At 64.8% G+C, this 21,034-nt stretch carries 14 protein-coding genes, 2 tRNA genes and 1 pseudogene; 10 read left to right on the plus strand and 7 right to left on the minus strand.

Going from position 1 to position 21,034, the window contains the following annotated elements; all coding sequences use genetic code 11:
- The first annotated feature begins 102 nt into the window (after positions 1-102).
- The 5 genes and pseudogenes from QFZ91_RS06995 to QFZ91_RS07015 all read left to right on the plus strand — a co-directional run bounded on the left by QFZ91_RS06995 (position 103) and on the right by QFZ91_RS07015 (position 3,968).
- On the plus strand, positions 103-1,659 hold the full coding sequence (locus tag QFZ91_RS06995; protein WP_429566778.1) for a protein adenylyltransferase SelO: 1,557 nt from the start codon (positions 103-105) through the stop codon (positions 1,657-1,659).
- A gap of 75 nt (positions 1,660-1,734) precedes the next feature.
- Positions 1,735-2,157 (plus strand): peptide-methionine (R)-S-oxide reductase MsrB, encoded by a 423-nt coding sequence (gene msrB, locus QFZ91_RS07000; protein ID WP_429566779.1) that lies wholly within the window; start codon positions 1,735-1,737, stop codon positions 2,155-2,157.
- Positions 2,158-2,333: 176 nt separating this feature from the next.
- Positions 2,334-2,865, plus strand: a pseudogene (locus QFZ91_RS07005) (septation protein A).
- A gap of 1 nt (position 2,866) precedes the next feature.
- The gene (locus QFZ91_RS07010) at positions 2,867-3,178 is read left to right on the plus strand and encodes a BolA family protein (RefSeq protein ID WP_013089413.1); all 312 of its coding nucleotides are present in this window, start codon (positions 2,867-2,869) and stop codon (positions 3,176-3,178) included.
- 10 nt (positions 3,179-3,188) lie between these two features.
- Positions 3,189-3,968: a peptidylprolyl isomerase gene (locus QFZ91_RS07015; RefSeq protein ID WP_429566780.1), complete on the plus strand. Its 780-nt coding sequence runs from the start codon at positions 3,189-3,191 to the stop codon at positions 3,966-3,968.
- A 175-nt stretch (positions 3,969-4,143) separates the two neighbouring features.
- Here QFZ91_RS07015 and purL read toward each other — a convergent pair whose 3' ends face one another.
- On the minus strand, positions 4,144-8,226 hold the full coding sequence (gene purL / locus QFZ91_RS07020; protein ID WP_429566781.1) for a phosphoribosylformylglycinamidine synthase: 4,083 nt from the start codon (positions 8,224-8,226) through the stop codon (positions 4,144-4,146).
- Positions 8,227-8,539: 313 nt separating this feature from the next.
- Here purL and QFZ91_RS07025 point away from each other — a divergent pair, with 313 nt between their 5' ends.
- From QFZ91_RS07025 to pgi, 3 genes are all read left to right on the plus strand, one after another.
- Positions 8,540-9,835, plus strand: coding sequence for an FAD-dependent oxidoreductase (locus tag QFZ91_RS07025; protein WP_429566782.1), 1,296 nt, complete (start codon positions 8,540-8,542; stop codon positions 9,833-9,835).
- Positions 9,836-10,013: 178 nt separating this feature from the next.
- Positions 10,014-11,669, plus strand: coding sequence for an NAD(P)H-hydrate dehydratase (locus tag QFZ91_RS07030; protein ID WP_429566783.1), 1,656 nt, complete (start codon positions 10,014-10,016; stop codon positions 11,667-11,669).
- Between the two features lie 322 nt (positions 11,670-11,991).
- Positions 11,992-13,614, plus strand: a complete 1,623-nt coding sequence (gene pgi, locus QFZ91_RS07035; protein WP_429566784.1) for a glucose-6-phosphate isomerase — start codon at positions 11,992-11,994, stop codon at positions 13,612-13,614.
- Positions 13,615-13,743: 129 nt separating this feature from the next.
- On the opposite strand, the gene QFZ91_RS07040 is transcribed toward pgi, so the two are convergent.
- A complete protein-coding gene (locus tag QFZ91_RS07040; RefSeq protein WP_176108599.1) occupies positions 13,744-14,430 on the minus strand; it encodes an ABC transporter ATP-binding protein in 687 nt (228 codons plus the stop codon).
- On the opposite strand from QFZ91_RS07040, the gene QFZ91_RS07045 reads away from it, so the two are divergent.
- Together QFZ91_RS07045 and QFZ91_RS07050 are read left to right on the plus strand one after the other, a co-directional pair.
- Positions 14,429-15,133 carry an arylesterase gene (locus QFZ91_RS07045; protein WP_176367321.1) on the plus strand — a complete coding sequence of 235 codons (705 nt, stop codon included), beginning with the start codon at positions 14,429-14,431 and terminating at the stop codon, positions 15,131-15,133. The two genes, QFZ91_RS07040 and QFZ91_RS07045, sit on opposite strands and share 2 nt — an antisense overlap.
- 119 nt (positions 15,134-15,252) lie before the next feature.
- On the plus strand, positions 15,253-15,594 hold the full coding sequence (locus QFZ91_RS07050; protein WP_368597414.1) for a hypothetical protein: 342 nt from the start codon (positions 15,253-15,255) through the stop codon (positions 15,592-15,594).
- Between the two features lie 95 nt (positions 15,595-15,689).
- Here QFZ91_RS07050 and QFZ91_RS07055 read toward each other — a convergent pair whose 3' ends face one another.
- The 5 genes from QFZ91_RS07055 to lon all read right to left on the minus strand — a co-directional run bounded on the left by QFZ91_RS07055 (position 15,690) and on the right by lon (position 21,025).
- Positions 15,690-17,624 carry a SurA N-terminal domain-containing protein gene (locus QFZ91_RS07055; protein ID WP_429566785.1) on the minus strand — a complete coding sequence of 645 codons (1,935 nt, stop codon included), beginning with the start codon at positions 17,622-17,624 and terminating at the stop codon, positions 15,690-15,692.
- An 86-nt stretch (positions 17,625-17,710) separates the two neighbouring features.
- Positions 17,711-17,787 (minus strand) — tRNA-Asp (locus QFZ91_RS07060).
- A gap of 47 nt (positions 17,788-17,834) precedes the next feature.
- A tRNA-Val gene (locus QFZ91_RS07065) sits at positions 17,835-17,910 on the minus strand.
- Between the two features lie 101 nt (positions 17,911-18,011).
- Positions 18,012-18,284: an HU family DNA-binding protein gene (locus QFZ91_RS07070; RefSeq protein ID WP_008923411.1), complete on the minus strand. Its 273-nt coding sequence runs from the start codon at positions 18,282-18,284 to the stop codon at positions 18,012-18,014.
- 320 nt (positions 18,285-18,604) lie between these two features.
- Positions 18,605-21,025, minus strand: a complete 2,421-nt coding sequence (lon, locus tag QFZ91_RS07075; protein WP_018432018.1) for an endopeptidase La — start codon at positions 21,023-21,025, stop codon at positions 18,605-18,607.
- Between the last annotated feature and the right edge of the window lie 9 nt (positions 21,026-21,034).

Raw genomic sequence — 21,034 nt, forward strand, 5'->3', positions numbered from 1 at the left:
CGTGGCGGCGTCGTACGCAGCATGGCCCGGACGATGAAGGCGGCCGCCCAGCAGCGCCGCGGGCGCGGACTTACAATATCGGCTAATCCAGAGGCGCTCAACATGTCGTTTTCCCCAAGCTTTGCAGGCTTATCCGCAGCATTGACGGATCTTTCCAACACACTCGCCACACCCCCAGCCAACGCGTTCGCGCGGCTCGGCGGCCCCTTCTTCACGCGGCTGCCCGCCGCGCCGCTCGACGCACCCTACCTCGTCGGCTTCTCGGCCGACACCGCCGCGCGGCTCGGGATGCCCGAGGGCATCGAGCGCGAGCAGGGATTCCTCGAACTGTTCTGCGGCAATGCGACGCGCGACTGGCCGGCCGACGCACTGCCTTATGCGTCGGTGTACTCGGGGCATCAGTTCGGCGTGTGGGCCGGCCAGCTCGGCGACGGCCGCGCGCTCACGCTGGGCGAGCTTGAACACGACGGCGAGCGTAATGAACTGCAGCTCAAAGGCGCGGGCCGCACGCCTTATTCGCGCATGGGCGACGGCCGCGCGGTGCTGCGCTCGTCGATCCGCGAATATCTGTGCTCCGAGGCGATGCATCATCTCGGCATTCCGACCACGCGCGCGTTGTGCGTGATCGGCTCCGACCAGCCGGTGCGGCGCGAGACGATCGAAACCGCCGCGGTGGTCACGCGCGTCGCGCCTAGCTTCGTGCGCTTCGGCCACTTCGAGCATTTCTATGCGAACGATCGCGTCGACGCGTTGCGCGCGCTCGCCGATCACGTCATCGAGCGCTTCTATCCGCATTGCAAGGAGGCCGACGATCCGTATCTGGCGCTGCTCGCCGAAGCGGTACGGTCTACCGCCGATCTGATGGTCGACTGGCAGGCGGTCGGTTTCTGTCACGGCGTGATGAATACCGACAACATGTCGATTCTGGGCCTGACGATCGACTACGGCCCGTTCGGGTTCATGGATGGCTTCGATGCCGGCCACATCTGCAATCACTCCGATACGCAGGGGCGTTATGCCTACCGGCTGCAGCCGCAAATCGCGTACTGGAACCTCTTTTGCCTCGCGCAGGGACTGCTGCCGCTGTTCGGCGAGAAGCACGACGAAAGCGTGCGCGCCGACAAGGCGGTCGAAGAAGCGCAGCACGTGCTCGCGGGCTTCAAGGAGCGCTTCGCGCCGGCGCTCGAAAACCGCATGCGCGCGAAGCTCGGCCTCGAACAGCCGCGCGACGGCGACGACGCGCTCGTGAACCGGCTGTTCGAAGCGATGCACACGAACCGCGCCGATTTCACGCTGACGTTCCGCAACCTCGCGCGCCTGTCGAAACACGATGCGAGCGGCGATGCGCCGGTACGCGACCTGTTCCTCGATCGCGCCGCCTTCGACGCATGGGCGAACGACTATCGCGCGCGGCTGGCCGTTGAGTCACGCGACGACGCTGCGCGCGCCATTGCAATGAATCGTGTGAACCCCAAATTCGTACTTCGCAACCATCTGGCGGAAACGGCGATCCAGCGTGCGAGGGAGAAGGATTTCTCCGAGGTGGAACGGCTCGCGGCCGTGCTGCGTCGTCCGTTCGACGAGCAGCCCGAATACGCGTCGTATGCGGGCCTGCCGCCCGACTGGGCAAGCTCACTGGAAGTGAGCTGTTCGTCATGACGCGCCTTTGCAGTTGAATCGCCACGGCCGTCCCGCCAGAAAACACCGTTACAAACCCGAGACAGGAACCCGACCATGAGCAACCCCGACGATCTCAAGCATGACGCCCCAGCCGTCCGGAAAAGCGACGCCGAGTGGCGCAAGGAGCTGTCCGACATCGAATACCAGGTGACCCGCCACGCGGCCACCGAGCGGCCGTTCACGGGCCGCTACAACGATCACTGGGAACGCGGCGTCTACGACTGCGTGTGCTGCGGCACGCCGCTGTTCGAATCGGACACCAAGTTCGACGCCGGCTGCGGCTGGCCGAGCTATTTCCGGCCGATCAACGGCGAGGTGATCGCCGAGAAGACCGACCGCTCGCATGGCATGCTGCGCATCGAGGTGCAGTGCAAGAACTGCGGTGCGCATCTGGGCCACGTGTTCGAGGACGGTCCGGCGCCGACCGGTCTGCGCTACTGCATCAATTCGGCTGCGTTACAATTCGAGCCCAAGTAACGCGGCGCGGCAGCAGCCTTGCCCGCTTCGGGCGCCGGGGCGCGAAACCGCGCGCGGCGCCCTTTCAATGCGGTACCCCCGCTCGTTGGCGGGCACCGCGCACCTTGCACGCCAGGCTGGCGCGCATCAATGTTCGACTCACCGTTCGACTCACTCTCCGACTTCCCGACCAGATAATGAAATTCCTGTTCGATCTGTTCCCGATCATCCTGTTCTTCGTCGCCTTCAAGATCTGGGGCATTTTCACGGCGACGGCAGTGGCGATCGTCGCCACGCTGGTGCAGATCGCGTGGGTGGCGTTCCGCCACCGCAAGGTCGACCCGATGCTGTGGGTGAGCCTCGGCGTCGTCGTGGTATTCGGCGGTGCGACGCTCGTACTGCACAACGACACCTTCATCAAATGGAAGCCGACTGTGGCTGTACTGGGCGTTTTCGGTCGCGCTGATCGTGTCGCAGCTCGGCTTCAACAAGAACCTGATCGAAGCGATGATGGGCAAGCAGATCACGCTGCCGCACGCGATCTGGGGCAAGCTGAACCTGATCTGGGCGGTGTTTTTCGTGCTGCTCGGTCTTCTGAACCTGTTCGTCGCGTATCACTACACGACCGATCAGTGGGTCAATTTCAAACTGTTCGGCGCGACCGGGTGCCTGCTCGTGTTCATCGTCGGACAGAGCCTGTGGCTGTCGAAGTACATGAAGGAGGAATGACATGAGCGACCTGTTCATGCACGCCACCACCGCCGAGCGCGCCGCGCTGATCGAGGCGCGCCTCGCGGCCGCGCTCGCACCCGTCGAGTCAATCCGCATCACCGACGACAGCGCGCAGCACGCGGGCCACGCAGGTGCCGCCGCCGGCGGGCATTTCAGTGTCACGATCGTGGCCGTCGCGTTTGCCGGCAAGCCCCGCGTGGCAAGGCATCGCATGGTGTATGATGCGCTGGCCGATGCCATGCAGCGCGGCATTCATGCCCTTGCCATCACGGCGTACACGCCCGAAGAATTTGCTTTGTTGCCCCGCTAGGAACCTTTCGATGACCTTGAAGAAAACCCGCCTCTGGGTATTGCTGGCTGCGTTCGCGGCCGCACCTGCATTCGCACAGAACATCGCCGTCGTGAACGGTACGCCGATTCCGAAGTCGCGCGCCGATGCGTTGATCCAGCAACTGGTTCACCAGGGCCAGCAGGACACGCCGCAGCTGCAGCAGGCCGTGCGCGAAGAGCTCGTGAATCGCGAAATCCTGATGCAGGAAGCCCTGCGTCGCGGGGTGCCGAACCGTCCGGACATCAAGGCCCAAATCGCGGTCGCACAGCAAACCGTTGTGTTGCGCGCGCTGATCGAAGATTTCGTGAAGAACAACCAGCCGACCGACGCCGAAGTCACCGCGCGCTACAACGCGCTCGTCAAGGAAGCAGGCGGCAAGGAATATCACCTGCACCATATCCTCGTCGACAACGAGCAGCAGGCGAAGGACCTGATCGCGAAGATCAAGGCCGGCGCAAGCTTCGAAGATCTCGCCAAGCAGTACTCGAAAGACCCGGGATCGGGCAAGAACGGCGGCGACCTCGACTGGTCGGACCCGAAGGCCTACGTGCCTGAATTCGCGGACGCGGCCGCCCATCTGCAGAAAGGCCAGATGACCGACACGCCGGTGCGTACGCAATTCGGCTGGCACATCATCCGTGTCGACGACATCCGCGCAGTCACGCCGCCGCCGCTCGAGCAGGTGCGTGCGCAGATCGTGCAGCAGATCCAGCAGGAAAAGCTGCAGGCGTTCGAAGAGAATCTGCGCAAGAACGCGAAGATTCAGTGAGTGTCAGCGGCGGGCGGATCGTCTTTGGACAATCCGCCGCCTGGCTCTGAAGAAGCCTGAAAGCAAAAAAGCCGCCCACACAGGCGGCTTTTTTGTTGCTGCGAGCTTCTTGGAGCGGCGGCGCACTGCCGCCGCAAACAGAGGCCGCCGCGCGCGACGGCAGCCCCCTGACCCATCAACCGAGCCAGCGACGCGCGTTCTGGAACACACGCAGCCACGGGCTCGCGTCCGTGCCGATCTCGCCCCAGCCCTGCGGATGCCAGCTCATCTGCACCGCGCGATGCACGCGCTCCATGTGCGGCATCAGCACCGTGAAGCGGCCATCGGCCGTCGTGACCGACGTGATGCCCTCGGGCGAACCGTTCGGGTTGAACGGATACTGCTCGGTCGCCTGACCACGGTGATCGACGTAGCGCATCGCGACCGCGACCTTCGACTTGTCACCCTGCTGCGAGAAGTCCGCGAAGCCTTCGCCGTGCGCGACGGCGACCGGAATGCGCGAGCCTTCCATGCCCGCAAAGAACAGCGACGGCGATGCCTGCACCTCGACGAGCGAGAAACGCGCCTCGAACTTCTCCGACTTGTTGCGCGTGAACTTCGGCCATGCTTCGGCGCCGGGGATCATCGACGCGAGGCTGCTCATCATCTGGCAGCCGTTGCAGATGCCGAGCGCGAACGTGTCTTCACGACCGAAGAACGCGGCGAACATGTCGGCCAGTTGCGCGTTGAAGCGGATCGTCTTCGCCCAGCCTTCGCCGGCACCCAGCGTGTCGCCGTACGAGAACCCGCCGCAGGCGACCGCGCCCGCGAAATCGGCGAGGTTCGCGCGGCCCGCGAGCAGGTCGCTCATGTGCACGTCGTGCGCGTCGAAGCCGGCGCGATCGAATGCATAGGCGGTCTCCAGATGCGAGTTCACGCCCTGCTCGCGCAGGATCGCGACGCGCGGACGCGCGCTCTTGCCAACGAACGGCGCGGCGACGTCTTCCGCCGGATCGAAGCTCAGCACCGGCGTGATGCCCGGGTCGGCTGCGTCGAGCAGCGAATCGTATTCGGCGTCGGCACAGGCGGGGTTGTCGCGCAAACGCGCGATGCGCCAGCTCACTTCACTCCACGTGCGATGCAGTTCGGCACGCGGCGCTTCGTAGACCTTCTTCGCGTCGCGATAGATCTCGATCACGTCACGCTCGTTGGTCTTGCCGATCACATGCGAGCACGCCGACAGGCCATGTTCGCGCAGCGCGGCGAGCACCGCGTCGCGATCGGCCGCGCGCACCTGCACGACGGCCCCGAGCTCTTCGTTGAACAGCGCGCGCAGCGTGCGGTCTTCACGACGGCCGCTGGTCTGCTTCGCCCAGTCCTTCGCGTCGCCGTAATCCGATTCGTGGTTTGCATCGAGTACCAGCATGTCGACGTTCAGCGACACACCCGCGTGACCCGCGAACGCCATTTCGCAGACCGTCGCCCACAGGCCGCCGTCCGAGCGGTCGTGGTATGCGAGCAGTTTGCCGCCGCTATTGAGCGCCTGGATCGCGTTGAAGAAGCGCTTCAGATCTTCCGGATCGTCGACGTCCGGCACCGTGTCGCCGACCTGCTGCGTGACCTGTGCAAGGATGCTGCCGCCCAGACGCTGCTTGCCGCGGCCGAGGTCGATCGCGATCAGCACCGACTCGCCGACTTCGCTCACGCGCTGCAGTTGCGGCGTCAGATGCTTGCGCACGTCTTCGACCGGCGCGAATGCGGAGATGATCAGCGACACCGGCGCGACCACTTCCTTCGCGACGCCGCGGTCTTCCCAGCGCGTGCGCATCGACAGCGAATCCTTGCCGACCGGAATGCCGATACCGAGCGCCGGGCACAGCTCCATGCCGATCGCCTTGACCGTGTCGTAGAGCGCCGCGTCTTCGCCCGGCGCACCGCACGCGGCCATCCAGTTGGCCGACAGCTTCAGCTTGTCGAGCGATGCGATCGGCGCCGCCGCGATGTTGGTAATCGCCTCGCCGACCGCCATGCGGCCCGAGGCCGGCGCATTGATGACGGCGAGCGGTGTGCGCTCGGACATCGTCATCGCTTCGCCGCTGAAGCCCGCGTAATCCATCGTCGTGATCGCGACGTCGGCCACCGGCACCTGCCACGGGCCGACCATCTGGTCGCGCGCGGTCGTGCCGCCGACCGAGCGGTCGCCGATCGTGATCAGGAACGACTTGCTCGCGACCGTCGGATGACGCAGCACGCTCTGCGCCACCTCTTGCAGCGCGAGCCCGGTCAAGTCGACCGGTTCGAGCGCGCGCTCGACGCGCTTCACGTCGCGGTGCATACGCGGCGGCTTGCCGAGCAGCACTTCCATCGGCATATCGACCGGCTGGTGCGCGGCTTCGTTCTGCTCTGAATCGATCAGTTTCAGCTGACGCTCGGCGGTGGCCGTGCCGATCACCGCGAACGGGCAGCGCTCGCGCTTGCACATCGCCTCGAACACCGGCAGATCGGCCGGCGCGATCGCGAGCACGTAGCGCTCCTGCGCTTCGTTCGACCAGATTTCGCGCGGCGACAGGCCGCTTTCTTCGAGCTGGATCTTGCGCAGTTCGAACCGTGCGCCCTTGCCCGCACCGTCCACCACTTCGGGGAACGCGTTCGACAGACCGCCCGCGCCGACGTCGTGAATGCTGAGGATCGGGTTCTTCTCGCCGAGCTGCCAGCACGCGTTGATCACTTCCTGCGCGCGCCGCTCGATTTCCGGGTTGCCGCGCTGCACCGAGTCGAAGTCGAGTTCAGCGGTGTTGGTGCCGGTCGCCATCGAGCTCGCGGCGCCGCCGCCCATGCCGATGCGCATGCCGGGACCGCCGATCTGGATCAGCAGCGAGCCTTCCGGCAGATCGTGCTTGTGCGTGTGCTGGTCGGAGATATTGCCGATACCGCCCGCGATCATGATCGGCTTGTGATAGCCGCGCACGAGGCCCGCGACATTCTGCTCGTAGGTGCGGAAGTAGCCGCCGAGGTTCGGCCGGCCGAATTCGTTGTTGAACGCGGCGCCGCCGAGCGGGCCGTCGATCATGATCTGCAACGGCGACGCGATGCGGTCGGGGCGGCCGTACGCTTCGTGCTGGTCGGCGGGATTGCGCTGCGCGAGCGGCTGTGCGGAGTCGCGCGCGTTTTCCCACGCCTCGACGCCGTCCGGCAGTTCGAGGTTCGATACTGTGAAGCCCGTGAGACCCGCCTTCGGACGCGCGCCGCGGCCGGTCGCGCCTTCGTCGCGGATTTCGCCGCCCGCGCCGGTCGCGGCGCCCGGGAACGGCGAGATCGCGGTCGGATGATTGTGCGTTTCGACCTTCATCAGCGTGTGCGTAAGCTCGACGCTGCGACCGTAGTGCTCGGGCAATTCGCCCGCGCCGAGTTCGGCTGGCGTGCGCGGGAACCAGCGCTCGGCCATGCCGCCGACCATGATCGCCGAGTTATCCGAATACGCGACGATGGTGCCCTGCGGGTTCAGCTTCTCGGTGTTGCGGATCATGTTGAACAGCGACATGTCCTGCTTCTCGCCGTCGATCGTCCAGTCCGCGTTGAAGATCTTGTGGCGGCAGTGCTCGCTGTTGGCCTGCGCGAACATCATCAGTTCGACGTCGGTCGGATTGCGCTCGAGTTTCGTGAATGCGTCGACCAGGTAGTCGATTTCGTCGTCGGCGAGCGCGAGGCCCAGTTCCACATTGGCGGTTTCGAGCGCGGCGCGGCCGCTCGCGAGCACGTCGACCGTTTGCAGCGGCTTGGCCGGCAGTTCGTCGAACAGATGCAGCGCATGGTCGCGCGACGGCGCGACGCTCTCGGTCATGCGGTCGTGCAGCGCGGCGGCGACGGCCGCGCGCGCTTCGTCGGACAGCGTCTTCTTGCCGCCGAGCAGGCCGCTTTTCAGCGTCACCGAGTATTCGACGCCGCGCTCGATGCGGCGCACCTGCGTGAGCCCGCAATGATGCGCGATGTCGGTTGCCTTGCTGGCCCACGGCGACACGGTGCCGAAGCGCGGCACCACGAGGAAGGTCTCGACCGCGCCACGTTCCTTGCCTTCTTCGAACGGATCGCCGTAGTGCATCAGCGCCTCGATCTTCGCGCTGTCTTCAGCGGACAGTTCGGTCTGGGCATTGACGAAGTGCAGGTACTGCCCGCGCACGCCGGTGATATTCGGGTCGATGCGCGTGAGCGTGTCGAGCAGGCGGGTTTGACGGAAATCGGAAAGGGCCGAAGCGCCGGGGAAACACGAGAAGTGGGCCATGGGACTTGACGTTGCGTCGCTCATTGATGCCGGAGAGCCGCGCATGCAGGCGACGTGAGGCGGAAAGGAAGTCCGAGATTATACCCCGGGAACGGGCTTCCAGCGGGCTCCTGGGTGTCGCGCCGGCGGGCCGCGTTTGCCTGCGCGAGGCGCCGCCGGAGTGCCCGTCGCGTCGCCGCGCGGGTGCTTTGACTGCTATCATTCGCGTTTCACCAGATCGGCGCACGCGGCCCGGGCTTCACCCGGCGGGGCGCCGCATGTCACAGCCAGCGGGAACGCGCGCGAGCCGCCCGTCGGCACATCGAATCAGAGCATGGATGTCATCGTCATTGGCGGCGGGGTAGCGGGCGTCGCCACCGCTTATCAGCTGCGCGCGGCCGGCCACCGGGTATGCGTCGTCGAGCGTCACGCGACCGTCGCCCAAGGCGCCACTTACGGACAAGGCGGCACCGTGCTGCCGACGCCGCTCGACGTCTGGTTCGGCCCGACCTTCATGGCGAGCCGCTACAACGCGAAAAATGGCGTGATCAGCAAGACCGGCTTCAACGGCGCCGCGCGGCAGTTCAGCAAACAGCTCGGCGCATGGCAGGAACCCGCGGCGTTCGCTCGCCAGTACGCGCTGCTGCGGCCGCTGATCGAATCGTCGCGCGAGGCGATGGCCGACGTCGAAGCCCGCTTCGGCCTCGAATTCGAACAGGCGAGCGGTCTCTTGTACCTCGTGCGCAGCGCGCACGAATGGGAGTTGAGCGCCGCTGCGCTCGATCTGCTGGGCCAGTTCGAGGTGCCGCATCACGTGATGAGCCCGGCCGAATGCGCGGCGTTCGAGCATGCGGTGCCCATAGATCCCGAATTCGCCGGCGGCGTGCTGTTCGAGCACGAGCGCACCGCGAACTGTCCGCTTTTCACCAAGCTCGTCAAACAGGTGCTCGATACGCAGGGCGGCGTGCAGTTCATGCCTAATTGCGCGGTGACGGGCATCCGGCTCGAAAATCAACGTGCGGCGGTCGAACTGGCGCCGCGCGACAGCGCGCCCCGCTCGCGCGAAATCGACGTGGTCCAGGCCGACGCGGTTGTGGTCGCAGCCGGTTATGGCAGCCTCGCGCTGCTCGACCGCGCGGGACTCAAGCTGCCGCTGCATCCGCTGCGGCTGCATTCGCTGGTCGCGCCGATCGCGCACGAGGAATGCGCGCCGCATGTCGCGATCGTCGATGCGGTCAAGCGCATCGGCATCAGCCGCATGAACCATCGGTTGCGGATCGCGGGCGGCGCGGTGCTGCAAAGCGCCAGCCAGATCGACAAGCCGCTCGGCGAAGCGCTGACCAAGGAGGCGCTCGCGATGCTCGGCCAGGCGACGCACGACTGGATTCCGGGCGCCGCACGCATTTCGGCGGCACTGCCGTGGGAAGGCGTGAAAGTGCTGTCGCCGGACGGCTTGCCGGTGATCGGCAACGCGCTGCATCCGCGGCTTTTCGTCAACGTCGGGCATGGGCCCGCGGGCTGGGGTCTCGCCTGCGGCGCGGGCAAGCTCGTTGCGGAGCTGATGTCGGGGCAGACACCGACGTTGCCGCCAGACACGCTGGCGGCATTGCGGCCGGAGCGGTTCCAGTAAGGTTTCGCGCTCTTCCGCGCGGGGATGGCGGGCTGACAGCCCGCTGTCAACACCGCGCGTTCATCGCGCCCCTCCCACCGCCAGCACCGAAACAGCCGCACGCATTGCGCCTATCGGCACTACCATAGCGATTCCCCAGTCTGCCCGCCGCGCCGCGGGCGCACCGCCAGGTTTCGCCATGACAGACGCCGAAAACTCGCTGCTCACCCTTTTCGATCCGCTAACCGCCCCACTCAGGGACCCGCAGCCGCTTGCGCTGCCGCTGCTGACGCTGACCGACTTGCGGATCGCCGAATCCCAGGCCGCCGCGGCCCTGCCAGAGCACACGCTGATGGCGCGCGCGGGCCACGCGGCCGCGCGCTGGCTGCTCGAACGGATCGCCGCGGACACGTCGGTGACGAAATCGCAGCAGCGCGCATGGCTGGTCGCCGGTCCTGGCAACAACGGCGGCGACGCGCTGGTCGTCGCGACGGAACTGCACAAGGCCGGCATCGCCGTCGAAGTCTGCATGCCGGTCGAAGTGAAGCCCGCCGACGCGCGCTGGGCACTCGACGCCGCACGCACCGCCGGCGTGCCGATCGACGCGGCACCGCCCGCCTCGCTCGACGGCTATGGCTGGCTCGTCGACGGCATGTTCGGCATCGGTCTCGCGCGGCCGCTCGACGGGGTATTCGCAACGCTCGCGCGGCAGCTGTCGCAGCGCACGAAGACGCGCCCGACACAAGGCGCCGTGCTCGCGCTCGATGTGCCCAGCGGGCTCGACAGCGACACCGGCGCGGTGATCGGCGGCAATGGCGCGGCGGCGGTCCATGCGACCCACACGATCACGTTCATCGGCGCGAAACCGGGGCTTTTCACCGCGCAGGGCCGCGACCTCAGCGGGCGGCTGACGGTCGCACCGATCGGGCTCGCCGCAGGGATCAACGGCGGCGGCGGTGGCCAGGACGCCGCCACAGGCACCCCCCGCGCCGCGATCCAGCTCAGCGCCCCCGACCTCTTCGGCCCGTTCATGCCCCCGCGCAACTTCGCGACCAACAAGGGCACCTTCGGCAGCCTCACAGTGGTCGGCGGCGACACCGGCATGTGCGGCGCGCCGATCCTCGCGGCGCGCGCGGCGCTCTACAGCGGCGCGGGCAAGGTCCACGTCGCGCTGCTCGGCGAAGGCGCCCCGCCCTACGATCCACCGCACCCCGAACTGATGCTGCATCCGATCGACACGCTGCCGCTCGATTCGATGGACGCACTCGCGGTCGGCTGCGGCATGGGGCATGGCGAACGCGCGACGCGCGTCCTGCACGACGTGCTGAAACTCGACGTGCCGAAGCTGTTCGATGCCGACGCGCTGAATCTGATCGCCAAAGACCCTGCGCTCGCCGCCGAACTCACCGCGCGCGGCGTGCAAGGCGATCCGTGCATCCTGACGCCGCATCCGCTCGAAGCGGCGCGCCTGCTCGGCAGCGACGCGGCGAGCGTGCAGCGCGACCGTCTCGCGGCCGCCCGTGCGCTCGCGACGCGTTTCGCGAGCGTCGTCGTGCTGAAGGGCGTCGGCACGATCATTGCCGCGCCCGACGGCCGCCTCGCGCTGAACCCAACCGGCAACGCCGCGCTAGCGACGGGCGGCACCGGCGACGTGCTCGGCGGCATCATCGGCGCGCTGCTCGCGCAGCACCTGCCGCGCTTCGAGGCGGCGCTCGCGGGCGTCTATCTGCACGGTCTCGCCGCCGATACGCTGACCGCGCAGGGCCAAGGTCCCGCGGGATTGACGGCCGGCGAGCTGGCACCGATGGTGCGTACCTTGCTGAACCGGCTGTTCTATTCGGCGACGCCTGCGTGACGGACCTGTCGTGCGCGGCTTGTTCGCGGCGCCCGTTCAGACCGGTGAAACATCGCCATCCCAATCATTGCGAGCGCGCGCAACGCACTGCTGCCCCTAGCGCATCCCCGCTATACTGGTTGCCTGCGCCGCGCGTCGGATCGACTGCGGGTCGCGGCGATACTCCAGCGGGCGCGTGCGCCGCCTCGCGTTTTCGCGAAGTATCGTCGGCACTCGCTCGCGAACCGGCCCGCGTGGCATCGCTCTGACTGAATCGCCGCATCATTCTCGGCCGCGCTTCATGCGCGCGCCTTCCTTCGTGCCCCTTGGTTAGACGGACGCTATGACCCAGAACTCGCTCCCCTCCTGGTCCTCGCTGCAGACGCATTACGACACGATTCGCGATGCGCATCTGCGCGACTGGTTCGCCCCCGAGAACGATCCCGCTCCCACCCGCGCCGAACGCTTCACGTTCGCGGGCGGCGGTCTCACAGCCGATTTCTCGAAGCACCGCATCACCGACGAAACCCTGCAACTGCTCGTGCAACTCGCGCGCGAAGCCGGCGTCGAAAAGCGCCGCGACGCGATGTTCGCGGGCGAAGTCGTCAACCCGACCGAAGGCCGCGCCGCGCTTCACACGGCATTGCGCGCAACCGACCCGAAGGCGCCGTTCTTTGCCGACGTGCAGGCCGAGCGCAAGAAAATGGCCGCGTTCGCCGAACAGGTTCGCAGCGGCGCGTGGACCGGCTACACCGGCAAGCGCATTCGTCATGTCGTGAACATCGGCATCGGCGGCTCGGATCTCGGGCCGAAGATGGTCGTGCACGCGCTGCATCATCTGGCGACGCCCGAGATCTCGACGCACTTCGTGTCGAACGTCGACGGCGCCGATCTGTACAACGTGATGCAGCAGATCGATCCCGAGGAGACGCTCGCGATCATCGTTTCGAAGACCTTCACGACGCTGGAAACGATGACGAATGCGCGCTCGCTGCGCGACTTTTTCATCCAGAAAGGCTGCCCGGAAAGCGCGCTCGCGAAGCACTTCGTTGGCGTGTCGGCGAATACGGCCGAAGTCGTCAAGTTCGGCATCGCGAAAGAGAACGTGTTCTCGATGTGGGACTGGGTCGGCGGACGGTACTCGCTGTGGTCGGCCGTCGGTCTATCGATCATGATCGCCATCGGCCCGCAGCAATTCGACGAGTTGCTCGCCGGCGCCAACGAGATGGACCAGCACTTCCGCACCGCGCCGCTCGAAAAGAACCTGCCGGTGCTGCTCGGCATGATCGGCATCTGGTATCGCAACTTCTTCGGCTCGCAGAGCTATCTGGTCGCGCCGTATTCGCAGGCGCTGCATTTCCTGCCCTCGTATCTGCAGCAGCTTGAGATGGAGAGCAACGGCAAGTCCGCGCGTCTCGACGGCGCATTCGTCGACTATGCGACTTCCGCGGTCACGTGGGGCGAGCCGGGCACGAACGGTCAGCACGCGTTTTTCCAGATGCTGCACCAAGGCCCGACGATCGTGCCGATCGATTTCATCGCGGTGCTGACGCCCGAGCATCCGCTCGCGAGCCATCATCCGAAGTTGCTCGCGAACTGCTTCGCGCAAAGCGAAGCGTTGATGCTGGGTCGCACGCTCGAGGAAGCAAAGAAGGTGGCCGGCCCCGACAAGCCGGAACTCGCGCCACACCTGACGTTCCCCGGCAATCGCCCGACCGCGACGCTGCTGCTCGACGCGTTGAGCGCGCGCACGCTCGGCGCGCTGATCGCGCTTTATGAACACAAGGTGCTGGTGCAGGCGTCGGTGTGGAACATCAACCCGTTCGATCAGTGGGGCGTCGAGCTCGGCAAGATCCTCGGCAAGGTGGTCGAAGCCGATCTGAGTGCGGCGGGTGCCGACGTGAAGAAGCATGACTCGTCGACGTCGGCGTTGATCGCGCGGGCGCGGGCTGCGTTGAAGCGCTGAGTGGAAGTTTGAAGTGCGCGATAGTGCGCCCTGGACAAAACAAAGCGGGCTACGGCCCGCTTTGTTTTTGCTTCGACGGCCACATGATCGCGGCGGTACGCGAGCCCATGCCCGCGATCCGGCTGACCATTACGCGAGCCGCCCCGCTTCGATCGTCACCGTGGTGTCGCAACGCCGCGCGAGTTCGATGTCATGCGTCACGAGCACGAGCGTCGCGCCGTGCGCGCGATTCATCTCGAACATCAGATCGATGACCGCGTGGCCGGTGGCCGCGTCGAGACTGCCGGTGGGTTCGTCGGCAAACAGGATCTTCGGGCGGGTGACGAACGCGCGAGCGAGCGCAACGCGCTGCTGCTCGCCGCCCGACAGCAGCTTCGGATAATGGCCGGTGCGCTGCCCGAGCCCTACCTGTTCGAGCAGTTCACGCGCGCGCGCGGAGGCCTCGCGTGTGCCGATGCCGCCTTGCAGTTCGAGCGGCAACGTGACGTTTTCGAGCGCGGTCAGATGCGGCATCAATTGAAACGACTGGAACACGAAGCCTACCGCGCCGCTGCGCAATGCGGCGCGCCCGTCTTCGTCGAGCTCGCCGAGTTCGCGGCCGAGCAGCCGAACCGAGCCCGCGCTCGCGCTGTCCAATCCCGCGAGCAGCCCGAGCAGCGTAGACTTGCCCGATCCGGATGCACCGACGATCGCGACGCTGCTCCCGGCATCGATGGCAAGATCGATGTCATCGAGAATCGTGAGTTCGCCCGTCGCATCCTTAACCCTCTTGCACAAACCCCGCACTTCAATGACTGGATCAGTTCTGTTTGGCATGGTGAAGCGTAGGTTGAAAGTGCGCGCCATCGCCGCTCGCGCCGCGGCGCTGACTGCGGCATTCGGCGCAACCATGATGGCCGCCGCGCTGGTTTGGTTACCGTTGCAGGCTCATGCGGCAAATGCGCCCGAACCCGCGAAGCCGGTGATCGTCGTGCTCGGCGACAGCATCTCCGCCGAGTACGGGCTGCCCCGCGATACGGGCTGGGTCGCGTTGATGCGTCAGCGTCTGGCCGAAGAGCGCATCGATTATAGCGTCGCCAATGCGAGCATCAGCGGCGACACGACGAGCGGCGGGCGCGCGCGTCTGCCCGCGCTGATGGAACGACTCAAGCCGAGCATCGTGATCGTCGAGCTGGGCGCCAACGACGCGTTGCGCGGCGTGCCCCTCTCGACGACCGAGGCCAACCTGCGCACGATCATCGAACAGGCGCAGCAAGGCCACGCGAAGGTCGTGCTCGTCGGCATGTACGTGCCGCCCAATTACGGCCCCGACTATACGCAAAAGTTCCACGGTCTCTACGGCCAGTTGTCGAAGGAATTCCATCTGCCGCTCGTGCCTTTTTTGCTCGCCGGCATCGCGGATAAACCGGATATGTTCCAGGCCGATCAGATCCACCCGACGCAGCAGGCACAGCCACTGCTACTCAACAACGTGTGGCCCGCTGTCAAGCCACTCCTTCGCACAAGTTCGCCGCACTGAAACACCTGCTAACGACTTGTTTCCGGAACCTTGGGGGAGCACGGATCGCCGAGCCGTTTGACGCATGGGGCGTTCCGTACCACCCGGCTCAATCTTGAGCGACTCCTGAGGAGATAACGTTGAAATACTTACCGTTAATCGCTTTGACTGTTGCCATCTCGGCCTGCGCGGCTCAACCGCCGGCCGGGGTTCAGTCCGTGGGTCAAAGCCAGCAGCCGCCTCGCGCCGTCGCAACCTGCATCGCGCAGAAATGGGCGGATAGCTCACAACAGCAGGTCGTTTCGCAAAGTATCCTGGCCAACGATCAGGCCATGGACGTCTACGTCCCGGGCCAGCAACCGCCCAACGGCGCGGCAGCGGTGGTCCGTCCGTCGTATAGCGGCAAGGGTACGTGGGTCGGCTTCCGCGCAGGCGGCGCCGGCGCAAGCGATGCTACTGGCGCGATCAGCGGCTGTCTGTGAAACGGTCGTCCTGGGCGTAGATAAAAAAAGCCCCGCATTTGCGGGGCTTTTGCTTTGACCGGCAGGTAATGCCTACTGCGGCTTACTGCGGCGGCTTACTGGTCGGCCATCTGCGCGGCGTTGTCGAGCGTGCCGTAGAACTGCACCTTCGAGCGCTCGCGCAGCGCCTTCAGATAGGCCTCGGCCTGCGACTGCGCGTCCACCTGCGCAATCTGCTGCTGCGCGACGGCGAGATGCTGCGCGTCGGTGGCCGCGGGCGGCACGATCTGGTTCACGCGATAGATCGCATAGCCGTCATCGCCGAGATCGACACCGACGTAGGCCGGCAACTTTTGCGCATCGACCTTGTAGATCGCGCTCAGTGCGGCAGGCGGCACGCCCTGCGCGTCATTGCGCGATACCTTCAGCGGCGACGAGAAACCGGCGGTCGCCTTCGATTTCTCGAACTCGGCCAGCTTCGCAACGCCGTCCTTGTGCGCCGCTTCGTTCGCCTGCTCGGCGATGACCTTCTGACGCACCGCGTCCTTCACCGCGTCGAAGGCGGGCACGGCGGCGGGCTTGTAATCCGTCACGCGCGCGGCGATCAGCGTGTTGTTGCCGACGTCGATGGCCTGCGTGTTGTTGTGCGCCGATACCGAGTCGTTCGCGAATACGGCTGCGAGGAACTTCGGATTGTTCAGCGGGCTGTCGGGCGGCAGCTTCGCATCCGGCTGTGGCGTGACCGTCGCGGTCTGGATCTGCAGCTTGAACTTGTCCGCGGCCGGCTGCAGGCTCTTGGCCTTTTCATAGACCAGCGACGTGAAGCCTTCCGAGCCGTCGGTGAACGCCTTGCTCGCCAGTTGCGTCTTCAGCTCCCTGGTGATCTGGTCTTTCACTTCGTCGAACGACTTCGTTACCGCCGGCTTTACATCAGTGACCTTGATGATGTGGAAGCCGAAGTCCGTCTGCACGATGCCACTGATTTCGTCCTTCTTCAGCGCGAACACCGCGTCGTCGAACGCCTGGCCGCCCGCGATCATGCCGCGGCCGAAGTAACCGAGATCGCCGCCCTTCGATGCCGAACCCGGGTCCTGCGAGCTCTGCTGCGCGATCTGCGCGAACTGGTCTGGATGCGCCTTGAGCTGCGCGAGCAACTCCTCGGCTTTCTGCTTCGCCTTGGCCTTGTCGGCCGCGCTCGCGTCCTTCGGTGCCGCGATCAGGATGTGGCTCGCGCGCACTTCGCCTTCGGTGCGGAAGTGGGAGATGTTGTCGTCGTAGTATTTCTTCAGGTCCGCGTCGCTCGGCTGCACCGATGCGCCCAGCGTGGCCGGCGACATCACCAGATACTGGATCGTCGCGGTAGCGGGCGTCGCGAAGTCGTTGCGATGCGCGTCGTAATACGTTTGCAGTTGCGCATCGGTCGGCTGGATCTTCGCTTCGTAATCGTGCGGATGGAACGCGATGCCCTGCACTTCACGCTGCTGCTGGGCCAGCTCGGTCAGGTGCTGCGCAAGCGTCTTCGACGTGAACGCGCTCGCCGTGATGCTCGCGGGCAGCTGTTGCATCGCGAGGTTGTAGCGCATGCGCTCGTCGTACTGATCGGGCGTCATGCCCTGCATCGCGAGCAACTGCTTGTAACGCTCGAGGTCGATCGAACCGTCAGGATTTTTCAGCGACGAAATCACCGGATCGGACAGCAGCGCACGGCGCACCGCGTCGTCCGATGCGGTCAGATGCAGACGCTGCGTTTCGTCGGCGAGCACACGCTGCTCGATCATGCCGTCGAGCATCTGGCGGCGGCGCTCCGGTGTGTCGAACGACTTCATGTCGAACTGTGCACCGAGCATCTGACGCCCCCGGTCGATCTGCTGGCGCATCGCGTCGTCGTATTCGACGCGGGTGATCTTGTGACCGTTGACGCTCGCGACGTTTGCGCTTTCGTCAAAGAAGCCGCGGAAGCCCTGAATACCCACAAAACCCAACCCCGGCAAAATGACGAGGATGAGCATGAACATCATCAGGCGTTGGTGATTGCGGAAAAAATCGAGCATGCGTGAGGGATGCCAAAAACAGAACGCCCGATCTTACCTCAGCGGGCAACAAAAAAGGCGAACCGGAGTTCGCCTTTCGTGGATACTGGCGGAGTGGACGGGACTCGAACCCGCGACCCCCGGCGTGACAGGCCGGTATTCTAACCGACTGAACTACCACTCCTTTTACTGCGCTCTTGCTACTGAAAACACTGCCACCGAATCTGAAACTGGTGGGTGCTGAGAGGCTCGAACTCCCGACCTACGCCTTGTAAGGGCGCCGCTCTACCAACTGAGCTAAGCACCCGTTTCGTGATTCAGTGCTTGATGTGTTTTCTGCCTTGCAGGCGCTCACCCGATGAATCGACGATGCAACCGGGCCAAGCAATTCCTCAAGCAGCAAGCCCATTAGTTTAGCGCATCCTTCAGCGCTTTGCCAGGCCTAAATTTAGGAACTTTTGCTGCCTTGATTTTGATCGCGGCGCCCGTGCGCGGATTGCGCCCGGTGCGCGCGGTGCGCTTGCCGACCGCGAACGTGCCAAAGCCGACCAGCGTGACCGATCCGCCCTTCTTCAACGTGCTTTTGACGCCCGCGATGACTGCATCGAGCGCACGGCCGGCCGCAGCCTTCGAAATGTCGGCTTGCTGTGCGATGTGATCGATCAATTCCGTCTTGTTCATTCAAAACCCCCGTGAATGTTTATTGGCAATCGTGACAGTGCTTTCCAGCACCTCCCGCCACGCGGCCGGCGCTAACGCCAGGCCGCCCCATTAGAAGCGGCCGAAACCCTTGTGTCAAGCGGGGTTGAGCCTGATCGAGGTGATTTTAGAGGGGCGCTTTCATCACAGTATGTTGCAACGGACAGTCTGGTGATGCGACACCGCGCCAAGGTCGTGCGGGCAATAAAAAACCCGCGGCCTTGACCGCGGGTTTTCTGCTTCAGCGAGCAACAGCGCTGCTGGATGCTTTGACGTCAGCGCATTCAGATGCGCTTCGGACCTTAGTGCTTGACGACGTCCGTCGCGGCATCCTTGCCCGGCTCGGCACCAACCGGCGCCGAAGGCTTCGGTTCTTCTTCCGGCAACGCCTGCGGCACGCGTTCGAGCGCAAGTTCGAGCACCTTGTCGATCCAGCGGACCGGCACGATTTCGATCGCGTTCTTCACGTTGTCCGGAATCTCCGTCAAGTCCTTGACGTTTTCTTCCGGAATCAGCACCAGCTTGATACCACCGCGATGCGCCGCGAGCAGTTTCTCCTTCAGGCCGCCGATCGGCAGGACTTCGCCACGCAACGTGATTTCGCCCGTCATCGCGACATCGGCGCGCACCGGAATACCGGTCAACACCGACACCAGCGCGGTCGTCATCGCGATACCAGCCGAAGGACCATCTTTCGGCGTCGCGCCTTCCGGCACGTGGATGTGAATATCCTGCTTGTCGAACGCTTCGTCTTTGATGCCAAGACGACGTGAACGCGAACGCACGACCGAGCGCGCCGCTTCGACGGATTCCTTCATCACGTCGCCGAGCGAACCCGTGCGGATCACATTGCCCTTGCCCGGCATCACTGCGGCTTCGATAGTCAGCAGATCGCCGCCCACTTCCGTCCACGCGAGACCCGTGACCTGGCCCACCTGATTTTCCTTTGCGGCCAAACCGAAGTCATACTTGCGCACGCCGAGGAAAGTGTCGAGATTGCTACCGTCGACCTTCACCGCGCCTTCCGCCTTCTTCAGCAGAAGCATCTTCACGACCTTGCGGCAAATCTTCGACACTTCACGCTCGAGCGAACGCACGCCCGCTTCACGCGTGTAGTAGCGAATGATGTCGCGGATCGCGGATTCGGTCACATCGACCTCACCATCCTTGAGGCCGTTGTTCTTCTTCTGCTTCGGCAACAGATAACGCTGCGCGATGCTGACCTTCTCGTCTTCCGTATAGCCGGACAGACGAATCACTTCCATTCGGTCGAGCAGCGGCGGCGGAATGTTCAGCGAGTTCGACGTCGCGACGAACATCACGTCCGACAGATCGAAATCGACCTCGACGTAGTGATCGGCAAACGTATGGTTCTGTTCCGGATCGAGCACTTCGAGCAGCGCCGACGACGGATCGCCGCGGAAATCCTGGCCCATCTTGTCGACTTCGTCGAGCAGGAAGAGCGGATTGCGCACGCCGACCTTGGTCAGGCTCTGCAGGATCTTGCCCGGCATCGAACCGATGTACGTACGACGGTGGCCGCGAATCTCGGCTTCGTCACGCACGCCGCCCAATGCCATGCGCACGAATTTGCGGTTCGTCGCGCGCGCGATCGACTGGCCGAGCGAAGTCTTACCGACACCCGGAGGCCCAACGAGGCACAGGATCGGCGCCTTGACTTTGTCGACACGTTGCTGGACCGCGAGGTACTCGAGGATGCGTTCCTTCACCTTCTCGAGACCGAAGTGGTCTTCGTCGAGCACGCGTTCCGCATTCGACAGGTCGTTGTTGACCTTGCTCTTCTTGCGCCACGGCAAGCCGATCAGCGTGTCGATGTAGTTGCGCACGACCGTCGCTTCCGCCGACATCGGCGACATCAGCTTGAGCTTCTTCAGCTCGGCGTCGGCCTTCTTCTTCGCTTCCTTCGGCATGCGGGCAGCCGTGATGCGCTTCTCGAGCTCCTCGAGATCCGCACCTTCTTCGCCTTCGCCGAGTTCCTTCTGGATCGCCTTGACCTGTTCGTTCAGGTAGTACTCGCGCTGGCTCTTCTCCATCTGACGCTTCACGCGCCCACGGATACGCTTTTCGACCTGCAGGATGTCGATCTCGGCTTCGAGTTGCGCGAGCAGATGCTCGAGCCGCTCGATCACCGGGAACATCTCGAGGATGTGCTGCTTCTGGTCGAGCTTGAGCGGCAGATGCGCGGCAATCGTGTCCGCGAGACGCCCGGCTTCGTCGATACCCGACAAGGAGGTCAGGATCTCCGGCGGGATCTTCTTGTTCAGCTTCACATACTGGTCGAACTGCGACACGATCGCGCGACGCAGCGCTTCGGTTTCAGCGCTGTCGGCATGGTCGGGTTCGAGCGGCATGACTTCGCACGAGAACTGCGTTTCCTGTTCTTCGATGGAAAGCGTCTTCGCGCGCTGCAAGCCTTCGACGAGCACCTTCACGGTACCGTCGGGCAGTTTCAGCATCTGCAGGATGTTGGCGATACACCCTACTTCGTACATGTCCTTTTCGGTCGGCTCATCTTTCGCAGCCGTTTTCTGCGCGACGAGCATGATGTGCTTGCCGCCTTCCATCGCTGCTTCGAGAGCCTTGATCGACTTCGGGCGGCCTACGAAGAGCGGAATCACCATGTGCGGGAAAACGACTACGTCGCGCAGCGGGAGCAGCGGCAGCGTAATGCGTTCCGGCGGGAGGAGTTGGGTTCCTGACATTTCATTTCC

The sequence above is a fragment of the Paraburkholderia sp. JPY419 genome (assembly GCF_050435705.1).
Taxonomy (GTDB): domain Bacteria; phylum Pseudomonadota; class Gammaproteobacteria; order Burkholderiales; family Burkholderiaceae; genus Paraburkholderia; species Paraburkholderia youngii.

Excerpts from the sequence above, each read along its gene's own strand:
- QFZ91_RS06995 (WP_429566778.1), top strand. The coding sequence starts at position 103 with ATGTCGTTTTCCCCAAGCTTTGCAGGCTTATCCGCAGCATTGACGGAT.
- msrB (WP_429566779.1), top strand. The coding sequence starts at position 1,735 with ATGAGCAACCCCGACGATCTCAAGCATGACGCCCCAGCCGTCCGGAAA.
- QFZ91_RS07010 (WP_013089413.1), top strand. The coding sequence starts at position 2,867 with ATGAGCGACCTGTTCATGCACGCCACCACCGCCGAGCGCGCCGCGCTG.
- QFZ91_RS07015 (WP_429566780.1), top strand. The coding sequence starts at position 3,189 with ATGACCTTGAAGAAAACCCGCCTCTGGGTATTGCTGGCTGCGTTCGCG.
- purL (WP_429566781.1), bottom strand. The coding sequence starts at position 8,226 with ATGGCCCACTTCTCGTGTTTCCCCGGCGCTTCGGCCCTTTCCGATTTC.
- QFZ91_RS07025 (WP_429566782.1), top strand. The coding sequence starts at position 8,540 with ATGGATGTCATCGTCATTGGCGGCGGGGTAGCGGGCGTCGCCACCGCT.
- QFZ91_RS07030 (WP_429566783.1), top strand. The coding sequence starts at position 10,014 with ATGACAGACGCCGAAAACTCGCTGCTCACCCTTTTCGATCCGCTAACC.
- pgi (WP_429566784.1), top strand. The coding sequence starts at position 11,992 with ATGACCCAGAACTCGCTCCCCTCCTGGTCCTCGCTGCAGACGCATTAC.
- QFZ91_RS07045 (WP_176367321.1), top strand. The coding sequence starts at position 14,429 with ATGGTGAAGCGTAGGTTGAAAGTGCGCGCCATCGCCGCTCGCGCCGCG.
- QFZ91_RS07040 (WP_176108599.1), bottom strand. The coding sequence starts at position 14,430 with ATGCCAAACAGAACTGATCCAGTCATTGAAGTGCGGGGTTTGTGCAAG.
- QFZ91_RS07055 (WP_429566785.1), bottom strand. The coding sequence starts at position 17,624 with ATGCTCGATTTTTTCCGCAATCACCAACGCCTGATGATGTTCATGCTC.
- QFZ91_RS07070 (WP_008923411.1), bottom strand. The coding sequence starts at position 18,284 with ATGAACAAGACGGAATTGATCGATCACATCGCACAGCAAGCCGACATT.
- lon (WP_018432018.1), bottom strand. The coding sequence starts at position 21,025 with ATGTCAGGAACCCAACTCCTCCCGCCGGAACGCATTACGCTGCCGCTG.